The sequence below is a fragment of the Roseicella aerolata genome (genome assembly GCF_020523605.1).
Classification (GTDB): domain Bacteria; phylum Pseudomonadota; class Alphaproteobacteria; order Acetobacterales; family Acetobacteraceae; genus Paracraurococcus; species Paracraurococcus aerolatus.
In genome coordinates, this window is the sequence record NZ_JAJAQI010000033.1 from 48,677 (window position 1) to 68,913 (window position 20,237).

At 72.2% G+C, this 20,237-nt stretch carries 20 protein-coding genes; 14 read left to right on the forward strand and 6 right to left on the reverse strand.

Annotation, left to right across the window (positions count from 1 at the left end; all coding sequences use genetic code 11):
- Positions 1-25: 25 nt before the first annotated feature.
- The 5 genes from LHA35_RS19460 (at position 26) to LHA35_RS19480 (ending at position 6,103) form a co-directional block, all read left to right on the forward strand.
- Positions 26-2,524: a ligase-associated DNA damage response DEXH box helicase gene (locus tag LHA35_RS19460; RefSeq protein ID WP_408902363.1), complete on the forward strand. Its 2,499-nt coding sequence runs from the start codon at positions 26-28 to the stop codon at positions 2,522-2,524.
- Complete coding sequence (pdeM, locus tag LHA35_RS19465; RefSeq protein ID WP_226611199.1) at positions 2,521-3,237, forward strand: ligase-associated DNA damage response endonuclease PdeM; 717 nt, start codon at positions 2,521-2,523, stop codon at positions 3,235-3,237. Before LHA35_RS19460 ends, pdeM begins: the two co-directional genes overlap by 4 nt.
- A 216-nt stretch (positions 3,238-3,453) precedes the next feature.
- The gene (locus LHA35_RS19470) at positions 3,454-4,905 is read left to right on the forward strand and encodes a cryptochrome/photolyase family protein (RefSeq protein WP_226611201.1); all 1,452 of its coding nucleotides are present in this window, start codon (positions 3,454-3,456) and stop codon (positions 4,903-4,905) included.
- The gene (locus tag LHA35_RS19475; RefSeq protein WP_338050925.1) at positions 4,902-5,633 is read left to right on the forward strand and encodes a metallophosphoesterase; all 732 of its coding nucleotides are present in this window, start codon (positions 4,902-4,904) and stop codon (positions 5,631-5,633) included. The genes LHA35_RS19470 and LHA35_RS19475 overlap by 4 nt, the downstream gene beginning before the upstream one ends.
- Entirely contained in the window at positions 5,630-6,103 is a 474-nt protein-coding gene (locus LHA35_RS19480; RefSeq protein WP_226611203.1) for a GNAT family N-acetyltransferase, read from the forward strand. The genes LHA35_RS19475 and LHA35_RS19480 overlap by 4 nt, the downstream gene beginning before the upstream one ends.
- Here LHA35_RS19480 and LHA35_RS19485 read toward each other — a convergent pair.
- On the reverse strand, positions 6,084-6,572 hold the full coding sequence (locus LHA35_RS19485; protein WP_226611205.1) for a GNAT family N-acetyltransferase: 489 nt from the start codon (positions 6,570-6,572) through the stop codon (positions 6,084-6,086). The genes LHA35_RS19480 and LHA35_RS19485 overlap by 20 nt on opposite strands.
- 236 nt (positions 6,573-6,808) lie before the next feature.
- On the opposite strand from LHA35_RS19485, the gene ppk2 reads away from it, so the two are divergent.
- Positions 6,809-7,789 carry a polyphosphate kinase 2 gene (gene ppk2, locus LHA35_RS19490; RefSeq protein ID WP_226611207.1) on the forward strand — a complete coding sequence of 327 codons (981 nt, stop codon included), beginning with the start codon at positions 6,809-6,811 and terminating at the stop codon, positions 7,787-7,789.
- Positions 7,790-7,914: 125 nt separating this feature from the next.
- Here ppk2 and LHA35_RS19495 read toward each other — a convergent pair whose 3' ends face one another.
- Together LHA35_RS19495 and LHA35_RS19500 are read right to left on the reverse strand one after the other, a co-directional pair.
- Entirely contained in the window at positions 7,915-8,679 is a 765-nt protein-coding gene (locus LHA35_RS19495) for a creatininase family protein (protein ID WP_226611209.1), read from the reverse strand.
- Between the two features lie 11 nt (positions 8,680-8,690).
- Entirely contained in the window at positions 8,691-9,692 is a 1,002-nt protein-coding gene (locus tag LHA35_RS19500) for a Bug family tripartite tricarboxylate transporter substrate binding protein (RefSeq protein ID WP_226611211.1), read from the reverse strand.
- 269 nt (positions 9,693-9,961) lie between these two features.
- Between LHA35_RS19500 and LHA35_RS19510 the strand changes: the two genes are divergently transcribed.
- A complete protein-coding gene (locus tag LHA35_RS19510; protein WP_264185653.1) occupies positions 9,962-10,834 on the forward strand; it encodes a calcium-binding protein in 873 nt (290 codons plus the stop codon).
- Between the two features lie 162 nt (positions 10,835-10,996).
- Here LHA35_RS19510 and LHA35_RS19515 read toward each other — a convergent pair whose 3' ends face one another.
- Complete coding sequence (locus LHA35_RS19515) at positions 10,997-12,544, reverse strand: cryptochrome/photolyase family protein (protein ID WP_226611213.1); 1,548 nt, start codon at positions 12,542-12,544, stop codon at positions 10,997-10,999.
- Positions 12,544-13,188: a DUF6134 family protein gene (locus tag LHA35_RS19520; RefSeq protein WP_226611215.1), complete on the reverse strand. Its 645-nt coding sequence runs from the start codon at positions 13,186-13,188 to the stop codon at positions 12,544-12,546. The genes LHA35_RS19515 and LHA35_RS19520 overlap by 1 nt, the downstream gene beginning before the upstream one ends.
- 279 nt (positions 13,189-13,467) lie before the next feature.
- On the opposite strand from LHA35_RS19520, the gene LHA35_RS19525 reads away from it, so the two are divergent.
- From LHA35_RS19525 to LHA35_RS19555, 7 genes are all read left to right on the forward strand, one after another.
- Complete coding sequence (locus tag LHA35_RS19525) at positions 13,468-14,016, forward strand: SixA phosphatase family protein (RefSeq protein ID WP_226611217.1); 549 nt, start codon at positions 13,468-13,470, stop codon at positions 14,014-14,016.
- Between the two features lie 212 nt (positions 14,017-14,228).
- Positions 14,229-15,530 carry a CYTH and CHAD domain-containing protein gene (locus LHA35_RS19530; RefSeq protein WP_226611219.1) on the forward strand — a complete coding sequence of 434 codons (1,302 nt, stop codon included), beginning with the start codon at positions 14,229-14,231 and terminating at the stop codon, positions 15,528-15,530.
- A 78-nt stretch (positions 15,531-15,608) separates the two neighbouring features.
- Positions 15,609-16,172: a thermonuclease family protein gene (locus tag LHA35_RS19535; protein ID WP_226611221.1), complete on the forward strand. Its 564-nt coding sequence runs from the start codon at positions 15,609-15,611 to the stop codon at positions 16,170-16,172.
- A gap of 133 nt (positions 16,173-16,305) precedes the next feature.
- Entirely contained in the window at positions 16,306-17,625 is a 1,320-nt protein-coding gene (gene gltA, locus LHA35_RS19540) for a citrate synthase (protein ID WP_226611223.1), read from the forward strand.
- Between the two features lie 272 nt (positions 17,626-17,897).
- Positions 17,898-18,551, forward strand: coding sequence for a hypothetical protein (locus tag LHA35_RS19545; protein ID WP_226611226.1), 654 nt, complete (start codon positions 17,898-17,900; stop codon positions 18,549-18,551).
- A gap of 38 nt (positions 18,552-18,589) precedes the next feature.
- Positions 18,590-19,300 (forward strand): cysteate racemase, encoded by a 711-nt coding sequence (gene cuyB, locus LHA35_RS19550; protein ID WP_226611228.1) that lies wholly within the window; start codon positions 18,590-18,592, stop codon positions 19,298-19,300.
- Positions 19,301-19,376: 76 nt separating this feature from the next.
- Positions 19,377-19,583 (forward strand): dodecin family protein, encoded by a 207-nt coding sequence (locus LHA35_RS19555; protein WP_226611230.1) that lies wholly within the window; start codon positions 19,377-19,379, stop codon positions 19,581-19,583.
- A gap of 36 nt (positions 19,584-19,619) precedes the next feature.
- Here the strand turns inward: LHA35_RS19555 and LHA35_RS19560 are convergent, their stop codons facing one another.
- A complete protein-coding gene (locus LHA35_RS19560; protein ID WP_226611232.1) occupies positions 19,620-19,868 on the reverse strand; it encodes a hypothetical protein in 249 nt (82 codons plus the stop codon).
- Positions 19,869-20,237 lie beyond the last annotated feature (369 nt).

Sequence of the window (20,237 nt, forward strand, 5' to 3'; positions counted from 1 at the left end):
CGGCTGGACACCGCGGGCGCACCAGATGGCGCTGCTGCGCGCGGCGGAAGCCGGCGAGAGCGCCCTGCTGGTGGCGCCGACCGGCGGCGGCAAGACCCTGGCCGGCTTCCTGCCCAGCCTGATCGAGCTGACCGGGCGGCCGCGGCCCGGCGGGCCGGGTGCTCTGCACACCCTCTATGTCTCGCCGCTCAAGGCGCTGGCCGTCGATATCGCCCGCAACCTGCTGGCCCCGGTCGAGGAGCTGGATCTCCCGATCCGCATCGAGACCCGCACCGGCGACACGCCGCAGAACCGCCGCGCCCGGCAGAAGGAGGACCCGCCGAACCTGCTCCTGACCACGCCGGAGAGCCTGGTGCTGCTGCTCTCCCAGCCCGAGGCGGGGCCGTTCTTCGCCGGCCTCGGCGCGGTGGTGGTGGACGAGATCCATGCCCTGGCCGGCACCAAGCGCGGCGACCAGCTCGCCCTCGGCCTCTCCCGCCTCGGCACGCTCGCCCCGGCGGCGCGGCGCGTGGGGCTTTCGGCGACGGTCGCGCATCCGGAGCCGCTGCGGGCCTTCCTCTCCCCCACCGGCAGGCCGGACGACGTCCGCCTCGTGCAGGTCCGCGGCGGCGCGGCGCCGGAGCTCTCGGTGCAGCTGCCGGCGGGGCGCCTGCCCTGGGGCGGGCATATGGGCCTCGCCTCGGCGCCCGAGATCTACCGGCAGATCCGGGAGGCGCGCGTCACCATCGTCTTCGTCAACACCCGGGCCCAGGCGGAGCTGGTCTTCCAGGCCTTGTGGCGGCTCAACGACGACAACCTGGCGATCGCGCTGCATCACGGCAGCCTGACGGTCGAGCAGCGCCGCAAGGTGGAGGCGGCGATGGCCGCCGGCAAGCTGCGCGCGGTGGTGGCGACGGCCTCGCTCGATCTTGGCATCGACTGGGGCGATGTGGACCAGGTGATCCAGGTCGGCGCGCCCAAGGGCGTGGCGCGCCTGCTGCAGCGGGTCGGCCGCGCCAACCACCGGATGGACGAGCCCTCCCGCGCCGTGCTCGTCCCGGCCAACCGCTTCGAGGTGATCGAATGCGCCGCGGCGCTGGAAGCCGTGCGGCACGAGGAGCTGGACGGCGACCCGCCGCGGCCGGGCGGGCTCGACGTGCTGGCGCAGCATGTGCTGGCCATGGCCTGCCATGCGCCCTTCCACCCGGACGCGCTCTATGCCGAGGTGATGCGCGCGGCGCCCTATGCTGGGCTCACGCGCCGCGACTTCGACGACGTGCTGCGCTTCGTCGAGGACGGCGGCTATGCGCTGCGCGTCTATGACCGCTTCCGCAAGCTGTTCCGCGATTCCGAAGGCATGGTGCATGTGCGGGACCAGCGCGTGGCGCGGCAGTTGCGGATGAATCTCGGCACCATCGTCGAGAGCCCGATGCTGAAGGTGCGGCTGCGCGGCGGCCCCGTCCTGGGGGAGGTGGAGGAGTGGTTCGTCTCCACCCTGCTGCCCGGCGACAGCTTCCTGTTCGCCGGCCAGACCCTGCGCTTCGAGGCGCTGGACGCCATGACCGCCATCGTGACCCGCGGCGGCGAGGGTGATCCGCGCGTCCCGACCTATGCCGGGGCGAGGCTGCCACTCTCCACCTGGCTGGCGGCGCGGGTGCGGGAGATCCTGCACGAACCGCGCAAATGGCGGCTGCTGCCCGCGCCGGTGCAGGAATGGCTCCGCCTGCAGCGGAAGCGCAGCATGCTGCCGGAGAAGGACGGGCTGCTGATCGAGACCTTTCCCCGTGGTGGCCGCTGGTTCCTCGTCGCCTATTGCTTCGAGGGGCGGCTGGCGCACCAGACCCTCGGCATGCTGGTGACGAAGCGCATGGAGCGCGCCGGCTACGGCCCGCTCGGCTACCTCGCCACCGATTACGTCCTCGCGGCCTGGAGCGCCTTCGAGCCGACCGAGGTCGAGAGCCTGTTCGAGGAGGACATCCTGGGCGAGGACCTCGAGGAATGGATGGCGGAGAGCTCCATGCTCCGCCGCACCTTCCGCAACATCGCCACCATCGCCGGGCTGATCGAGAAGAACCACCCCGGCCACGAGAAGCGCCCCCGACAGATGACCATGAATGCCGACCTGATCTACGACGTGCTGCGCAAGCACGAGCCCGACCACATCCTGCTGCGCGCGACCCGGCAGGAGGCGGCGGGGGGCCTGACCGATGTCGCCCGCATCGGCCTGCTGCTGGCCCGCGCCCGCGGGCGCATCCGCCACATGCGGCTCGACCGCGTCTCGCCGCTTGCCGTGCCGGCGCTGATCGAGGAGGGGCGCGAATGGGTCGCCGGCGGCGCCGAGGATGCGCTGCTCGCCGAGGCAGCCGCGCTGGTCGAGGAGGTGACGGGCGGCGAGGAGATCTTCGCCGAGACGCTCGCCGCGGTGACGGAGGGCGTGCGGGTGCGCGCCGGCGTGGTGGACAAGCCGCGCCATAGTAAGGGGCGCGAGCGCCCGCGCCGCAGCCGCTTCATCCGCAGCGCCCCGGGGAGCGTGACCGGCGCATGACCCCTGCCCCGCTGCATGTCGCGGGCGAGCGCCTGATGCTCGACCCCGCGGGCCTGCTCTTGTGGCCGGCGCGCCGCACCCTCGTCGTCGGTGATCTCCATCTGGAAAAGGGCAGCCATTTCGCCCAGGGGGGTCGCTTCGTCCCGCCCTATGACACGCGGGAGACGCTGGACCGCCTGCAGCTCGCGCTGCGCCGCTGGCGGCCGGCGCGGCTGATCGCGCTTGGCGACAGTTTCCATGACGCCGCCGGGGCGGGGCGGCTGCCGGCGCAGGATGCGCAGTTCCTGCACCGGCTGCTGGCCGGCATGGAGATGCTCTGGGTGCTCGGCAACCACGACCCGGTGCCGCCCGAGGGCCTGCCGGGAACGGCGGTGGAGGAGTTCCGGGATGGCCCCCTTACCTTCCGGCACGAGGCGCGCCGCGGCCCGGTGAAGCCGGCGGAGATCTCCGGCCATTTCCACCCCAAGGCCACCATGCCGACGCGCTGCGGCGGCGTGACACGCCCCTGCTTCGTAGCGGATGCCTGGCGCGTCATGCTGCCGGCCTTCGGCGCCTATACCGGCGGGCTCGATGCCGGGGACCCGGCGATTGCCGGCCTCTTCCCGCGCGGGGCGCGGGTCTTCCTGCTGGGCAAGGACCGGCTCTACAGCATGCCGGTCGCCCCCTCCCGCGCGCGCCTGGTCGCGGCCGCCGGGGCAGCCGGTCCCGGCTGATCGGGCAGGTCCCATCGGCGGCGCCGGCACCGCGCCGAGGCTTCCGGGCCGCCCTCCCGGCAGGCCTGGCGCACAGCAGCACGCCCAGGGCCAGGGAATGGCCGATGCCGCCTGTCGTCCTGCGCACCGCGACGCAGGGAACCGCACCGGCATTCCCGCCATCGCGCCCCGATCGGGAGTGTCGCGTTCCGCCGGCATGGCCCCTACATGTCCGGAATGGACAGTCCCGCCCTGCTCTGGTTCCGCCAGGATCTTCGCCTCGCCGACAATCCCGCGCTGCATGCCGTGGCCGGGCGGCCCGTGCTGCCGGTCTTCGTGCTGGACGACGAGGCCGCCGGCGTCTGGGCCCCTGGTGGCGCCGCACGCTGGTGGCTGCGGCAGTCGCTCGCCGCGCTGGGCGCGGAACTCGCCATGCGCGGCGCGCCGCTGCTGCTGGCACGCGGGCGCGCCGAAATCGTCATCCCCGCGCTCGCCGGATCGATCGGCGCGACGGAAGTCCTTGCCGGGCGGCTCTACGAGCCCTGGGCGCGCGAGCGCGACAGGCGGATCGCCGAGGCACTCGCGGCCGCCGGCCGCAGGCTCCGCCTCTGCACCTCCGCCGTGCTGCGCGAACCGGCCAAGGTCATGAGCGGCAGCGGCAAGCCCTATGCCGTCTATACACCTTTCGCCAAGGCGGTCGCTGCGCTCGGCGAGCCCGACGCGCCGCTGCCGGGGCCCGAGCGCCTGCAGCCCGTCGCCGCGCCGCCACCTGGCGAGACGCTCGGCGAGCTTGGCCTCTACCCCGTCCCGGGCGAGCCGGACTGGGCGGCGGCGTTCGGCACGCTCTGGACACCGGGCGAGGCCGGGGCGCAGGCGCGGCTCGCGCGCTTCCTCTCCGGGCCGGTCGCGGGATACGGGGCGCAGCGCAACGACCCGGGGATGGAGGGTACCTCCGGCCTCTCGCCGCATCTGCGCTGGGGGGAAATCTCGCCCCGCCAAGTCTGGCATGCGGTGCGGCGGGCGCAACCCGGCGACCTCTCCGTGAGTTGGCCTTTCCTGTCGGAAATCCTCTGGCGCGAATTCTCCTACCACCTCCTTTGGCACCGCCCCGAAATGCCCGAGCGCGCTTTGCGTGAGCGCTTCACCGGCTTCCCCTGGCAGCCCGATGCCGCCCTGCTTCGCGCCTGGCAGCACGGGCGCACCGGCTACCCCATCGTCGATGCCGGCATGCGCCAGCTCTGGCGCCTGGGGTGGATGCACAACCGGGTGCGGATGATCGCGGCCTCCGTCCTGGTGAAACACTTGCTGCAGCCCTGGCAGGCCGGAGCCGCATGGTTCTGGGACACGCTGGTGGATGCCGACCTCGCCTCCAACAGCGCCTCCTGGCAATGGGTGGCGGGCAGCGGCAGCGATGCCGCACCCTATTTCCGCATCTTCAACCCGGTGCTGCAGGGCGAGAAATTCGACCCCGCCGGCCGCTATGTCCGGCGCTTCCTGCCGGAACTGGCGCGGCTGCCCGACCGGTGGCTCCACCGGCCCTGGGAGGCACCCGAGGCGGTGCTGCGCGGCGCCGGCGTCACGCTTGGGCGCGACTATCCGCGCCCCGTCGTCGGCCCGGCCGAGGGGCGGCAGCGCGCCCTCGCGGCCTTCGCCGCGCTCGGCGGCGGGGCGGAGGAGCCGGCCGCGTGACCGATCCCGCCATGGCCGACCTGCAGCGGCGCGGCTTCGCCGGGCTGCGCGTGGTCGGCGACGTGCATGGGGATGCGGTGGCCTTCGCGCATGCGGTCGCGGGGGCGGAGGCGGAGCGGCTTTTCCTGCTCCAGCTCGGCGACCTGACGGATCACGGGCCGGACAGCCCGGGCGCGCTCCGACTCATCTTCGGCCTGCTGGATGCGCGGCGCGGCCGCTTCCTGCTGGGCAACCACGACCACAAGCTGCGCCGCGTGCTGACCGGGCAGCGGGTGCATGTCCCGCCGGAAGGACTGGGCCGGACGCTGGCCCAGTTGGCCGCCGCGCCGGATGGTGAGGCGCTGAAGCGGCGCGCCGTGGCGGAGATTGCCGTCGCGCCGGCCTGGCTACGGATGAACAACTGGCTCTTCGTCCATGCCGGCTGGCACCCGGCCATGCTGCTCCGCCCCTCCCCGCCCGATGCCGGGGTGCAGAAGCCCGACCCGCTGCTCTCCCGCGCCCTGTTCGGCCAGGTGACCGGCCGCTTCCGGACGGATGGCTACCCGGACCGGGTGCATGGCTGGGTGGACCGCATACCGCCCGGCATGACGCTCTATTGCGGGCATGACCGCCGGTCGCCGGACGGCCGGCCCTATGTGCAGGAGGGCGCTGACGGCGGCCTGGCGGTCTTCCTCGACACCGGCGCCGGCAAGGGCGGGCACCTCTCCTGGATCGACCTGCGGTGGTGACCATCCGGCCGGTCGCGGAGACGCGGCATGTCGTCGAAATAGGCGGCTGGCTGCATGCGACATGGTGGGCGGCGGAAGGCTGGACGCTGCCGGCGACCCGCGCCTTCCTGCGCGCCGCGGCCGGACCCGCGGCGCCCATCAGCTTCGTCGCGGAGGAGGCGGGCCGGCCGCTCGGCACGGCGACGCTCGACACGGAGGACCTCGCCGGCCGTCCGGATCTGGCGCCCTGGCTGGCGAGTGTGCTTGTGGCGCCGGCGGCGCGCCGCCGGGGCATCGGGACGCGCCTCGTCGGGCATGTCGAGGCCGTGGCGGCGGCGCTCGGGCACCGCCGGCTCTACCTCCACACCATGGACCGATCGGCCTTCTACGCGGCGCGCGGCTGGCAGGCGCTGGGCACGGAACTTTGGCTCGGCCGGCCGACAGTGCTGATGGCAAAGGACCTGCCCGGCGCTACCCATCCCGCCGGATGATGAAGCCGTTCGGCACCCGCTCCATGCCGAGCTTAGGGTACCAGGTCATCGGCTCGGGCGCCGAGAGCAACAGCAGCATGCAGCCGGGGCCAAGGATGCGCTTGGTCTCGGCGATCAGCGCCCGGCCGATGCCGCGGCCCTTCCAGGCGGGATCGACGCAGAGATCGGAGAGGTAGCAGCAATAGGCGAAGTCGGTGACCGAGCGGGCGACGCCGGCGAGCCTTCCCGCCGCGTCCCGCGCCGTGACGACCAGGTTGGCGCCCGCCAGCATCGCCGCCATGCGCGCCGCGTCCTCCACCGGCCGGCCGAGGCCGGAAGCGCGCACCACGGCGGTGAACTCGGCGGGGTCGAGCCGCCCCTCCTCCCGCGCGAAGGCGATGCCGGGCGGCGGCACGGCGAGCGCGGCCCAGGCGGCATGGCCCGCAAGGATCGGTGGGTCGGCCAATGGCCCGGGCGGCGTTGCGGTCATCCTGGCGGGTTCCGTCCTGTCTCGCGCCATGCTCGCCCCGTGCCCGCCGGCCGGCAACCTGCCGCATCGCGCCGGCCCGGCATGGCTCCCCGGCCGCCAGGTCAAGGCCCCGCGCCCTGGATCCGCCCGGTTAGGACAGCCGAAAGCCGGTCCGCATCAGCATTGGATTGACCTGGATCATGGGGCGGCCGCGCCGCCGGGCGCAGCCTTGTTGCGCCGCGACAAGAGGGGACAGCATGGCCGAGGACATCGTGACCACCGAGATACCGGCGCCGCCGGTGGACAGCGCGCGCTCGATCGGCAGCGCGGCGGGGGATCTGTTGAGGCCGCGGCCGCGCCGGGCGCCAACCCGGCCGGCGCATGACCCGGAAGCCGTGCGGCGCGCCTTCGAGACCGGCGAATTCCCTTACGCCACCAAGCTGACCGAGAAGGAATACCAGCAGCGCGTGAAGCCGCTCCAGGTCGAGTTGCTGAAGGCGCAGACCTGGGTGAAGGAGAGTGGCGAGCGCATCGCCATCCTGTTCGAGGGACGCGACGCCGCCGGCAAGGGTGGCACCATCAAGCGCTTCATGGAGCACCTGAACCCGCGCGCCGCCCGCATCGTGGCGCTCGAGAAGCCCTCCGAGCGCGAGCGCACGCAGTGGTATTTCCAGCGCTACATCCAGCACCTGCCCTCGGGCGGCGAGATCGTCTTCTTCGACCGCTCCTGGTACAACCGCGCGGGCGTGGAGCGGGTGATGGGCTTCTGCAGCCCGGCCGAGTACCTGGAATTCATGCGGCAATGCCCGGAAATGGAGCGGATGATCACCCGCTCCGGCCTCCGGCTGTTCAAGTTCTGGTTCAGCGTGACGCGGGAGGAGCAGGCGCGTCGCTTCCTGGCGCGTGAGACCGATCCGCTGAAGCAGTGGAAGCTGTCGCCGATCGACAAGGCCAGCCTCGACAAGTGGGACGACTACACCGAGGCGAAGGAGGCGATGTTCTTCTACACCGACACCGCCGATGCGCCCTGGACCATCGTGAAGTCGGACGACAAGAAGCGGGCGCGGCTGGAATGCATGCGGCACTTCCTGGCGGCCCTGCCCTACCCCGACAAGGACCCGCATGTGGTGCATGCGCCGGACCCGCTGATCGTCGGCAGCACGGCGCATGTCATCGGGCGGGACCAGCACATCCTCGGCAAGTCGCTGCACCCGGAGGCCAAGCGGAGCAGCGGATGATGGCCCAGGCCACGGGCTGCCGGAGGGCCACAGCAGGTCCTTGTCTTTGCGCAGGATCACGCCCAGGCCCGCGATCTGCGCCACGGCGGAATACGTTCATGACTGAACGCCCCTCCGCGACTGCGCTAGGCCCAGAGCTTCGGGTTCAGCAGCAGCTCCGTGAGCTTCGCCGAGATGGCCGAGAGCAGCCTCTCACCCTTCTCCGCGCTCGCCACCCGCGCATCGCCGACGACGCCCGTCTCGGAGAGCGCGCGGAAGGAGCGGCGGAGCGCCAGGCCGGGAGGCTGGCCCTCCACGCGCGTGGACATCGGCCCATGCGCCTCCGGCAACCGCGCCTGCCGCACGCTGTCGGGGTGGAGCGTCAGCATCATGCTGGTCTCGGCCTCGCAGGCATGCATCAGGCCGGCCTGCCGCTCCAGGATCGGCGCGATCACCTCCGGCACCATGTGCCAGTAGGTGCCGGCCGCGACCTTGATGCCGAACTCGATGGTGAATTCCGAGGCCGCGACCATCACCGCCTCGGCATTGCCGCCATGGCCGTTCAGCAGCATCACCCGCCGGAAGCCATGCCGCGCGGCCGACCTCACGATGCCCCGCAGCACGCCCGCGAAGCCCGCATAGTCCAGCGTGACGGTGCCGCCGAACTCCATGTGGTGCTCGGCGAGGCCGGTCCAGACGCAGGGCGTCACCACCACCTTCGCGCCCGCGTCCACCAGGCCCGCCGCGGTGCGCGCTGCGACGCCGGAGGCGAGGATGATATCCACGCCCGTCGCCATATGCGGCCCGTGCTGCTCCAGCGAGGCGACCGGGACGATCACCAGCGCGTCCTCGGCGGCCCGGGCGCGCAGCTCCTCCGCCGTCAGCCGCATCCATTCGGTCTCGTAGGCCATGCTCGCCTCTCCTATTCCGCGGTCGCGCCGGACTCCTCGACCAGCGCCTGCCAGATGGGCATCTGGGACCGCCAGAAGGCGCCGAAGGCCTCCGGCGTCTCGTCCACCGTCGGCAGGATGGTAAGCTCGAGCAGGCGCCGCCGCACCTCCTCCTGCCCCATCACCTGGCGGATCGCGTCGTTGAGCTGCGCCAGCACCGGCGCCGGCGTGCCGGCGGGCGCGACCACGCTCCACCAGTTCAGCGCGTCGATGTCGGAGCCCGGCAGCAGCTCCGCCATGCCCGGCAGATGGGCGAGTTCGGGGACGTAGTCGATCCGCTTCGCGCTGCCCGCGGCGAGTGGGCGGAAGCGCCCTTCCCGGATATGCGGCAGCAGCGCCGGGATGACATCAAACATGATGTCGATGGTGCCGGCGACCAGGTCGGTGATGGCCGGCGCGCCGCCGCGATAGGGGATATGGGTGATGTCGACGCCGGCGGCGCGCTTCACCTTCTCCATGTACAGATGGCTGATGGTGCCGGTGCCGCTGCTGCCCATGGTGACGCGCCCCGGATTGGCCTTCGCATGGGCGATCAGCTCCTGGAAGCTCTTCCAGGGGCGGCCGGCGTTGCAGACCATCAGGATGGTCCCGATGCCGACGCGGCTGACCGGCGCGAAGTCGCGCAGCGCCTCGAAGGGCATGCGGCGGCCATAGAGCCATTTGTTGGCGGTCAGCACATTGGCGCTGGTGAAGAGCAGCGTATGGCCGTCCTTCTCCGCCTTCGCCACCGCATCGGCGCCGATATTGCCGCCCGCGCCGGGGCGGTTCTCCACCACCACGGGCTGGCCGAGCACGGCAGGCAGCTTCTCGCTGACCATGCGGGCGATGATGTCATTGGCGCCGCCCGGCGCGATCGGGACGACGATGCGGACCGGGCGGGTCGGGAAGGCCTGTGCCGCGTTGGGGGCCAGGGCAGGCACGGCGAGCGTGGCGGCGAAGCCACCGAGCAGCGCGGTACGACGCGGGACGGGCATGGGTGCCTCCGGCATGGCGAGGCCGCAGGTGTCGCGCGGGCCGGCGGCCGGCGCAAGCCGGCGTGCCGCCCGGCGCCGCGACACGGAACCTGCCGCGGGGGCCGGGCTTATACCAGCGGCCCGGATGCGGACCGCATCCCGGCAGGAACGCCGCACTTGCGGCGGGCCGCAGACGCTGCCGCGGCGCGGGCTGGTGCCCGCGCTGCAGGGGTCAGTGGGTGGGTCGGTTGGCATGACCGGCCTGACGGGACTCTGCGGGAGGAACGCCCATGGCGACGCTTACCGGCACCGAGGCAGCCGACACCCTGACGGGCACGGAAGCCGGGGACAGCATCCTCGGCCTCGGCGGCGATGACAGCCTCACGGGCGGCGCCGGCCCCGATACGATCCTGGGTGGCGGCGGACAGGATGTCATCCAGGGCGACCTGCCGGGCCTGCCCCCCCATGTGCCGCCGGCCGGGGAGGGCAACCTGCTGCTCGGCGGCGACGGGGACGACACGATCACGGCCGGCCTCGGCGCCGATACCCTCCTGGGTGGCAGCGGGCATGATCGCCTCCATGGCGGGCTCGGCAGCAGCCTGTCGAGCTTCATGGAGGGCGGCTATTCGGCCAATTGGTCCATGGACCAGGCCGACCTTCTCCTTGGCGAGGAAGGGGACGACCTGCTCGACGGCGCTGGCGGCGATGATACGCTGGTCGGCGGCGCGGGGAATGACACGCTGCTGGGCAGCGCCGGCATCGATCTGCTGGCCGGCGAGGCGGGCGCCGACACCTTCCGCTTCGCCCGCGACTCCGGTGTCTATGGCGGGCCGGAGAGCGGCGTCGGCGCCGGCAACCGCGACATCATCCTCGATTTCGGGAAGGGCGAGGACGTCATCGACCTCTCGGCCCTCGCCAGCGCCCTCGGCATCCCCGACAGCCCGGTGCCCGGGGCGGTCTTCCTCGGCAATGGCGACTTCCAGGCGAGCCTCGCCCTGCAGGTCCGCACCACCACCGAGAATGGCAATACGATCATCCAGCTCGTCTCGGCCAGGCAGCCCTCCTCGCCGGGCAGCGAGCCGGAGCTGCCCGCGGGGCCGGAGGCCGAGATCGAGGTCATCGGCCTCCATGCGCTGGCGGCGAGTGATTTCATCCTGAGCTGATCCCAACGGTCCGGATGCGTGACCGCTTCAGCGCAGGAAGGCCGCCCGGGCGGCGGGCCGCAGAGGCGGCTCTGATGCGGGCTGTCGCCCCTGTCGCAGGTGCCGCCGAGCAAGGCCGTTGGCGCGAGGCGGCAGCGGCTGGGGCAAGCCCGGCCCGGATGGTCACTGCCCGGGCTCCGGCGCCATCTCCGGCCCCGCCAGGAAGGCCGCCGCCGTCTCCCGCAGCGCGGCCAGGCGCTGCGGATCCATCTTCCGCAGCGTCTGCAGCGGCATCGCCATGCGCGGGTTGGCCGCGAAGCGCTGCGCATGCCGCGCGACGAAGTCCCAGTAGAGGGCGTTCATCGGGCAGGCCGCGGGCCCGGTGGACTGCTTCGCGTCATAGGCGCAGCCGCGGCAATAGTCCGACATGCGGCTGATATAGGCGCCCGAGGCCGCATAGGGCTTGCTCGCCATCACCCCGCCATCGGCATGCAGCGCCATGCCGTGGGTGTTCGGCAGTTCCACCCATTCGAAGGCGTCGGCATAGACCGCCATGTACCACTCGTTCACCTGCGCCGGGTCCAGCCCGGCGAGCAGCGCGAGATTACCGGTCACCATCAGCCGCTGGATGTGGTGAGCATAGGCCAGGTCGCGGGTCTGCCTCACCACCTGCTTCAGGCAGTTCATGCGCGTCTCGCCGGACCAGAAGGCCCAGGGCAGCGGCCGCCTCGCCCCCAGCGCGTTCAGCCCGGCATAGTCCGGCATCTTCAGCCAGTAGATCCCCCGCACATATTCCCGCCAGCCGAGGATCTGGCGGATGAAGCCCTCCACGGCGTTCAGCGGCGCATGTCCGGCGCGCCAGGCCGCCTCCGCCGCCTCGCAGCAGGCGCGCGGCGAGAGCAGGCCGAGATTGAGGCTGGTGGAGACCAGGGCGTGGAACAGCACCGGCTCGCCCGTCGCCATGGCGTCCTGGTAGTCGCCGAAGCGCGGCAGGCGGTGCACGATGAAATCGGCCAGCGCCGTCTCGGCTTCCCGCGCCGTCACCGGCCAGGCGAAACCCTCCAGGCTGCCGAAATGGTCGGGAAAGCGCGCCTCGACCAGCGCCATGACCTCCCGCGTGATCGCATCCGGCGGGCAGCGGCGCGGCGCCGGCGGCACCACGCCCGCCTCCAGCCGCCTGCGGTTCTCGGCATCGTAGTTCCAGGCACCGCCGGCCGGCGCCGCGCCCTCCATCAGCAGGCCGGTGGCGCGACGCATCTCGCGGTAGAAGAACTCCATGCGCAACTGCCTGCGCCCCTGCGCCCAGCGGCGGAACCAGCCGAGGTCGCAGAGGAAGCGGTCGTCCTCACGGATCTCGACCGGGAGGCCGGTCGCCGCCTCCCAGCCCTGCATGTCCTGCAGCACGCGCCATTCGCCGGGGAAGGTGCAGACGATCCGCTCCGGCGCATGCCGCGCGGCCGCCCGCGCCACCTCACCCGCCAGGCTGCCGGTATTCCCCGGCTCATCCAGCCGGACATGGTCCACCCGCACGCCGCGCGCGGCCAGCGCCCGGGCGAAATGCCGCATGGCCGAGAGCACCAGCACGATCTTCTGCCTGTGGTGCCGGACATAGGTGCATTCGCCCATCACCTCCGCCATCAGCACCACGTCGCGCGCGGGGTCGAGGTCCCGCAGCGCGGAGAGCCCGCGGCTGCACTGGTCGCCGAGGACCACGCGAAGCACGCCCGGCATCAGGCGCGCTCATACACCACGGTGCTGCCATCCTCGGCCCTGGTCCGCCAGCCGATCCAGGTGCCGTCGGCGGCATAGCTGCCCTCCGACTCCTCCTCGCCCGTCGCGCGCCAGAGCGTGCCGCCGCCCGGCAGCGCGCTCCTCGTCCAGCGCAGTTCCATGGGCCGGCCGGTGGAGGTGGCGAAGAGCACCCCGCCGAGCCGCCGGCTGTCCCACCAGGAGAGCGGCGCCGCCTCGGCCGGCAGCCGGAAGCGGCCGTCGCTGCCCTCCACCAGGATGGCGCCCTCCACCGCCTCGGCCCGCATTTCCGTCACGCTACCGTTGCGGTCGCGCCGGGAGGCGGCGCTGCGCAGCCGGTCGCCGGCCCAGGATTCGCTGAAGCGGTGGGTGAAGCGGAAGACGGTGACGCCGAGCAGCCGGACGGCGATATCCACCTCGGTCCGCGCGGTCAGCAGCCCGCCCGCCTGCCCGATGAGGACGCGATGGGTGCCGATCCGGCTGCCCTCCCGCACCACCCGGAACCGGAGTTCGGCCGGCAGGGCCATCGCCGGGGCGGCCGCGAGCAGCGGCAGGGCCAGCAGGGCGCGGCGCCCGAACGCCGTGCCGCCCGAGGCGGAAGCAGGGACAGGGCGGGCGGCGGTCATGCCTCGGGAGACTCCGGTCGCGGCTGGAGCGGCTCGCGGGAGGCCGTGGACGACCGGGCGCGTGACTCCGCTCGAAAAACAGAAGACCACAGCGGATCGCCGTTCAACCTCGAACCCGATCCGCGGCAGGGGCGCGCCGGAGATGGGCCTTTCCACCGGCCTCGTAAGGGGCTGTCGCCCTCCGGGGCAGGGCTTCGGGCATAGGCCGGCACCTCCGGACCGGCCGCTGCCGCCATCGGGGCAGGACAACCGCAGCGGGCCGTGGCAACATGGCCGGCGATGCGACAGCTCCTGCTGCTGCGGCACGCGAAGTCCTCTTGGGACGATCCGGCCCTCTCCGACCATGCCCGGCCGCTCAATGCGCGCGGCCGCCGGGCCGCCGCCGCCATCGCCCAGGCGATGCGCGAGCTCGGCCTCACCCCCGACATCGTCCTGGTCTCCTCCGCCCGGCGGACGCTGCAGACGCTGGAGGCGCTGACGCCTTTCGAGGATGCCGCGCTGATCGAGCCGATGGATGCGCTCTACCTGGCGCCCTGGCGCAGCCTGCTGGCGGCGATCCAGGCGGTGCCGGAGACGGCGCGCAGCCTGCTGCTGATCGGGCACAATCCCGGCCTGCATGAGCTGGCGCTCGCCCTGGCGGGCGCCGGCGGCATCATCCGCGGCGGGCCGGAGCTGCAGCGGCTGGCGGATGGCTACCCGACCGGGGCGCTGGCCGAGTTCACCATCGCCGGCCCCTGGCGCCTGCTTGAGCCAGGAGGCGGGCGATTGATACGGTTCATCCAGCCACGGGACCTGCTCGCGGCGGACTCTACGGAGACGATCGGCTGACCAGCCTCGACAGCGCGGAGCTTGACGCGCCGCCGGCGACGACCCCGGAGGGCGAGGCGCGCCTGGCGCTGGAATTCGCGCTCGATCCCCTCGCGGCGGAACGCCTGGCCCGCCACCCCGCCATCGCCGCCGCCCGCGGTGGCCGCAGCCGAGCCGCCGCGGAGGAGCTGATCTGGCTGGACGGCCCGGAGGGCATTCTGGCGGCGGAGGGCTTGGCGCTGGAACAGCCGCAGCGCGGGCCACGCCGGCTGCTGCGGAGCATGCCGGCGCCGGGGCGCCCCTGGCTGCCGGGCACGCCGCCGGAACTCCTGGAAGACCCCGAAGCCGCGCCCGAGGCGACCGTCCCGATTGCCGCCTTCAGCGGCCGGCGCACGCTGCTGCCGCTCGCCACACCCGAAGGGCCGGTGCAGGCCACGCTGCTGGCCGGCAAGCTGCGCGCCGTGGCGGATGAGCGGCCTGCGGCCCGGCTGTTGCTGGAGGGTGCGCCGGAGGCGGTGCTGGGACTGGCCGGGCGCTTGGCGGCCGACCTGCCCCTGCTGCCGCCGCACGCCACGCTCGCCGAGGAAGGCCGGGCCCTGGCGCGGGGCGAGGCGCCGCGGCCGCGCCGCCGCGGGCCGCCCAACCTGGCCGAGGCCGACACGGTGGAGGCGGCGCTGCTGGGCGCCATCGGTCATTTGCTGGAAGTGATGCTGCACTTCGCCCCGGCCTGCCGGCTGGGGGCGGGGCCGGAGGGAGTGCACCAGACCCGGGTCGCGCTGCGCCGCATGCGCTCGGTCCTCAAGGTCTTCCGCCCGGCGGCGCGCTGCGAGGCGCTGGCGGAATTCGATGCCGGGCTGAAGGCGCTGGCCGACCGGCTGGGTCCGGCGCGGGACTGGGACGTGTTCCTGGGCGGGCTCGGGGCCCAGGTCGCCGAGGCGATGCCGGGCGAGAGGCGGATCGCCGCCCTGCTGAAGGCCGCCGAGGCGAAGCGGCAGGCCGCCTATGCGGCGCTGCGGGCGGAGCTGGAGGGTCCCGGCTTCCGCCGCCTGGTGCTCGCGGGGCTTGGCCTGCTGCTGCGCCGCCCCTGGCGGGTGCCCGAGGAAGGGGCGGAGGAGCGCCTGGCGCGGCTGGAGGAGGCGCTGCCGGATTTTGCCGCCGCGCTGCTCGACAAGCGCTGGCACAAGCTCTGCTCCGAGGGCGAGGGCATCGAGGACCATTCGGCCGAGGCGCTGCACGAGCTGCGGCTGGAAGCGAAGCGCATGCGCTATGCGGCCGAGCTTTTCGCGCCGCTCTGGCCCGGCAAGGCGACCCGGCGCTTCCAGAAGCGGCTCTCGGCGCTGCAGGAGGAGCTTGGCATCGCCAATGATGCCGCTGTGGCGCGCGGCCTGGTCGCCTCGCTCGGCGGGAGCGTGCCGGCCTGGGCGGTGGGCGCGGTGGAGGGCTTCGCCACGGCGCGCGTCGGCGCGGCGCGCAAGCGCGCCCTTGGGGCCTGGGACGATCTGCTGGATGCGGGACCGTCCTGGGCCCGGCCCTGAGAAGCCTCGGCCGGTCTCCTCGCCATGCCGTGAACCAGGGGTTGCAGAATCCCTGCGGGGCACGATAGGCCTGCGCGCATGCGCATCCGCCGGATCTTCCGCCCCAGCCCCGCCGCGCGGCTCCGGCTGCCGCTCGCGGCCGCTACCGGCATCGGGCTGTCCGGGCTGCTGCTTTCGACGGCCGTGCCGCGCGACCTTTTCACGCCATCGCGCACGCTGCCCGTGATCAGCGCCAGCGCCGGCGATATCCGCGTGCTGGACGGCGAGACGCTGCGGCTCGGCGCGCAGGTGCTGCGGCTGCACGCCCTGCAGGTGCCGGAGCGCGGACGGGCCACCTGCCGGGATGCGGCGGGCCAGTCCATGGATTGCGGCGCGGCGGCGGCCGAGGCGCTGGCGGCGCTGGTCGCCGGACGCGACGTCACCTGCCGCGTCAGGGGAGAGGACAGGGATGGCCGCGCGCTCGGCACCTGCGAGGCGGCCGGGGTGGAGGTGAATGCCTCCCTGGTGGCGGCCGGCTGGGCGCTGGCGGATGCCGGCGCGGCACCGGCGCTGGGTGCCATCGAGGCCGCCGCGCGCGAGGGCGCGCGTGGCCTCTGGGCCGCTTCGGTGCCGGCGCCCGAGGCATCCCGCCGCGGTCTCTGACCGGAGTCGGTCCCTGGGCGTTCCCGCTTCGTGCCAAGGCGCGTTGCCAATCTATGTCCAGCGCCGATATCTTGCACCGCACCACGCGACCGCCCCGTTTTGAGGCGACGCAACCCTCGAGGACGCATACGATATGAGCAGCTCGGCAACCGGGGCGGCGAAAAAGACCGTCACCTTCACGCTCGATGGGTCCAATCGCAGCACGAGCCTGCCGGTGCTGTCCGGCTCCATCGGCCCGGATGTGGTCGATATCCGCAAGCTCTACGGCGATCTCGGCGTCTTCACCTTCGATCCCGGCTACGGCGCGACCGCGTCCTGCGAGAGCAAGATCACCTATATCGATGGCGATGCCGGCGTGCTGCTGTATCGCGGCTACCCCATCGAGCAGCTTGCCGAGCAGTCCGACTTCATCGAGGTCTCCTACCTCCTGATGTACGGGGAGTTGCCGACGCCGTCGCAGCTCGAGGCGTTCCGCAAGGGCGTCACCTACCACACCATGGTGCATGAGCAGCTGCGGCGCTTCTTCGACGGCTTCCGCCGCGACGCGCACCCGATGGCGGTGATCTGCGGCGTGGTCGGCGCGCTGGCCGCCTTCTACCACGACAATCTCGACATCAACGACCCGCGCCAGCGCGAGATCGCGGCCTACCGGCTGATCGCCAAGATCCCGACCATCGCGGCCTGGGCCTACAAGTACTCGATCGGCCAGCCCTTCATGTATCCGCGGAACGACCTGAGCTACGCGGAGAACTTCCTCTACATGCTCAACGCCGTGCCGGCGGAGCCCTGGAAGAACAACCCGATCCTGTCGCGCGCCATGGACCGCATCCTGGTCCTGCACGCCGACCATGAGCAGAACGCCTCCACCTCCACCGTCCGCCTCGCGGGCTCGACCGGGGCGAACCCCTTCGCCTGCGTCGCCGCCGGCATCGCCGCGCTCTGGGGCCCGGCGCATGGCGGCGCCAATGAGGCGGTGCTGAAGATGCTGGCCGAGATCGGCCGGCCGGAGAACATCCCGCAGTTCATCAGCGAGGTGAAGGACAAGAACTCCCACACCAAGCTTATGGGCTTCGGCCACCGGGTCTACAAGAACTTCGACCCGCGCGCGAAGATCATGAAGGAGACCTGCCACGAGGTCCTTGCCGAGCTGGGCATCAAGGACGAGCCGCTGCTCGACATGGCCATGGAGCTGGAGCGGATCGCCCTTTCGGACGACTACTTCGTCTCGCGCAAGCTCTATCCGAACGTCGACTTCTACTCGGGCATCATCCTGAAGGCGATGGGCATACCGACCAGCATGTTCACCGTGCTCTTCGCGGTGGCCCGCACGGTCGGCTGGGTGAGCCAGTGGAAGGAGATGATCGAGGATCCGTCGCAGCGCATCGGCCGGCCGCGGCAGATCTACACCGGCGCGATGCAGCGCGATTATGTGCCGCTGACCCGCCGCAGCTGATTTCGCCGCCAGGGTCGATCGCGGATCGGCGTCGAGGCACGGGCACGATTCTGCTTCAGGATGACACCGAAGACGCCCGCCGGAGCAGTCCGGCGGGTGTTTTTGTTGACCGGGAAGTAGAATTGGCACGGGAAGCAAAGCGAAGAATTCTCATCTAACTATTTGCCGATACAAGGAGGAATACACGCCCGAAGCGAAAAAGGCTTATGGACTACCCGCTTCGCACACAGCATTATCCTGTTTGTCGAACAGATCATGCAGGATTGTTGCCAATGAGCGAGGCTCTTACCGCCGCCTGCCATGTGGCGCTCGACCGTCAGGTCCGGCGCCAGCTCAGGAAGTGGCCCCAGCGCCCGCCCGGAGTCGCCCCCAGCCTGAAGCAGCCCGGCACCTGGCTGCGCGGCCGCCCGGGCGATGCCGACAGCCCGGCGCATCCCTTCCTTAAGCTGCCCGGCTCCAACCGGCTGCGTACCCTGCCGGACGGGCTGTGGCTGCATTTCAGCCCCTCCGCCGTCGATCCATACGTGGACATCCTCTGCATCGAGGCCTGCTCCTCGCTCCAGAACCTGCTCGACAAGCGCTCGCGCTTTGCGCCGTCCACCTCTTCCCTGCTGGCGGTCTGCCCGGTGTCATGGCTGCTCTCGCCGGTGCAGGCGAATGACCCGACGCCGCGCTGGCGGCTGATCCGGCAGTTGCGGGAGGAGCCGACCCGGCCGCTGACCCTGCCGGTGCGGGACATCCGCGTCGTCTTCGGGCTGAAGAGCCGGCATTACGAAGGCTTCGCGCGCAGCCAGGTGGCGCATCCGCATGAATTCTTCTGCCCGATGGAGGCGCTGACCGCCGAGGGCGGGCATGAGGACCCGGATATGCGGGCACTGATGTCGCGCGCCTCGGCCAGCGCCAACTTCATGCGGCTGCCCGGATAGGGCAGGATGCGCCCCGCGAGGGGCAGAGAGGTGGGGCGGTGGCGGAGAAGGTGCTCGGCGTGCTGGGCGGCATGGGGCCGCTGGCCAGCGCGCAATTCATGGTCCGGCTGACGCTGCTCACCCCGGCCGAACGGGACCAGGAGCATATCCCGACCGTGCTCTGGTCCGACCCGCGCGTGCCGGACCGGACCGCGGCCCGGCTGGGCGGCGGAGAGGATCCGCTGCCTGCCCTGTTGCGCGGCCTCCGCGGGCTGGAGGCCGCGGGCTGCGGCGCCGTCGCCATCCCCTGCAACACCGCGCATGGCTGGTTCGCGCCGATGCAGACGGCAACCCGCCTGCCGATCCTGCACATCGTGGAGGCCGCCGCCGCGGATCTCCGCCGTCAGGGCGTGGCGCCGGGCCCGATCGGCGTCATGGGCACCGCCGCGACCCTTGCCATGGGCCTGTACCAGGAGGGCCTGGCCGGGGCCGGCTGGGACTGCCTGGTGCCGACGTCCGTAGAGATGGCGCGGCTGGTCACGCCCGCGATCGCCGAGGTGAAGGCCAACCGGGTGACGGAAGCCTACGCGCCGCTGGCCGAGGCGGCGCGGGCGCTCGCCGCGCGCGGGGCGCGGGCGGTGGTGCTGGGCTGCACCGAGATCCCGCTCGGCATCGCGGCCGGCCCGGCCCTGCCCTTCCCGGTGGTGGATACGATCGATGCCCTGGCCCGCGCCGCGATCGGCTGGGCGCGGGCGCCGGATTCCATTTGACGCCCCGGTGCAACCGCGCCTGGCCGCTCGCCGTTCCCCACGGTTGCCCCATTGGGGCCAGCACCGGGAGGGCGTCATGGCAGTCGTGAAAGTTATCGAACTGCTCGCCGAGTCCGAGCAGAGCTGGGAGGATGCGGCGCGCCAGGCGGTCGCCGAGGCAACCAAGACGGTCCGCGGCATCCGCTCCGTCTACATCAACGAGTTCCAGGCGACGGTGGAGAATGATCAGGTCAAGAGCTACCGCGTGAACGCGAAGGTCTCTTTCGTCATCGAGAAGAGCTGAGCCGGTTCGCGGGCCCTGCCCTGTCGGGCGACCGGTTCAGTCGCAATCGCAGCCCGGGGTGGGGCCGACCGCGCCGTGGACCACATGGTGGTCGATCCATTCGGCCACCAGCCGCCGTGCCTCCTGCACCGAGGCTTCCGGGTGGTGGACGCGGTAGAGGGTGGTGCAGGCCCGGAAAGCCGAGAAGTCGTCAGCCCCCGTATCCCGCAACTCGCGGTACGCCGTCACCACGGCCCGCTCGCAGCGGCGGACGATGGCGCTGACGGGGATGGTAGCCTGACCCATTCGGTAGCCCTCCGGCCGCGAGCCAGTTGAGAATCGCTCGCAACCAGCTGCCATACTAGCGACGCCGGTACAGGCCTTCAAGTTTCGTGGGCGAGAGCGTCCGGGGCGGCGGGCAGCACCATCGCCCTCGGACGGGAATGCGATCCGCTGAGCCACCGGACGCCTGCGGTACCGCGCGCCCGATGACCCGGCCATGATCCGGCGGAGCAGGCAGCCTCGCCCGGATGCGGTCGGGCCGGCGGCCTTTGCCTAGACCCGAGTAGCCCTGGCTGGAATCGGCTTGTGATTGGCTGCGGCGCGAGGTGGTGTGATTCGTAGGTGTCCAGCTTGGGCTGGAGGCTTCGATGGCGTGGCGTCGTGGGCAGGCCT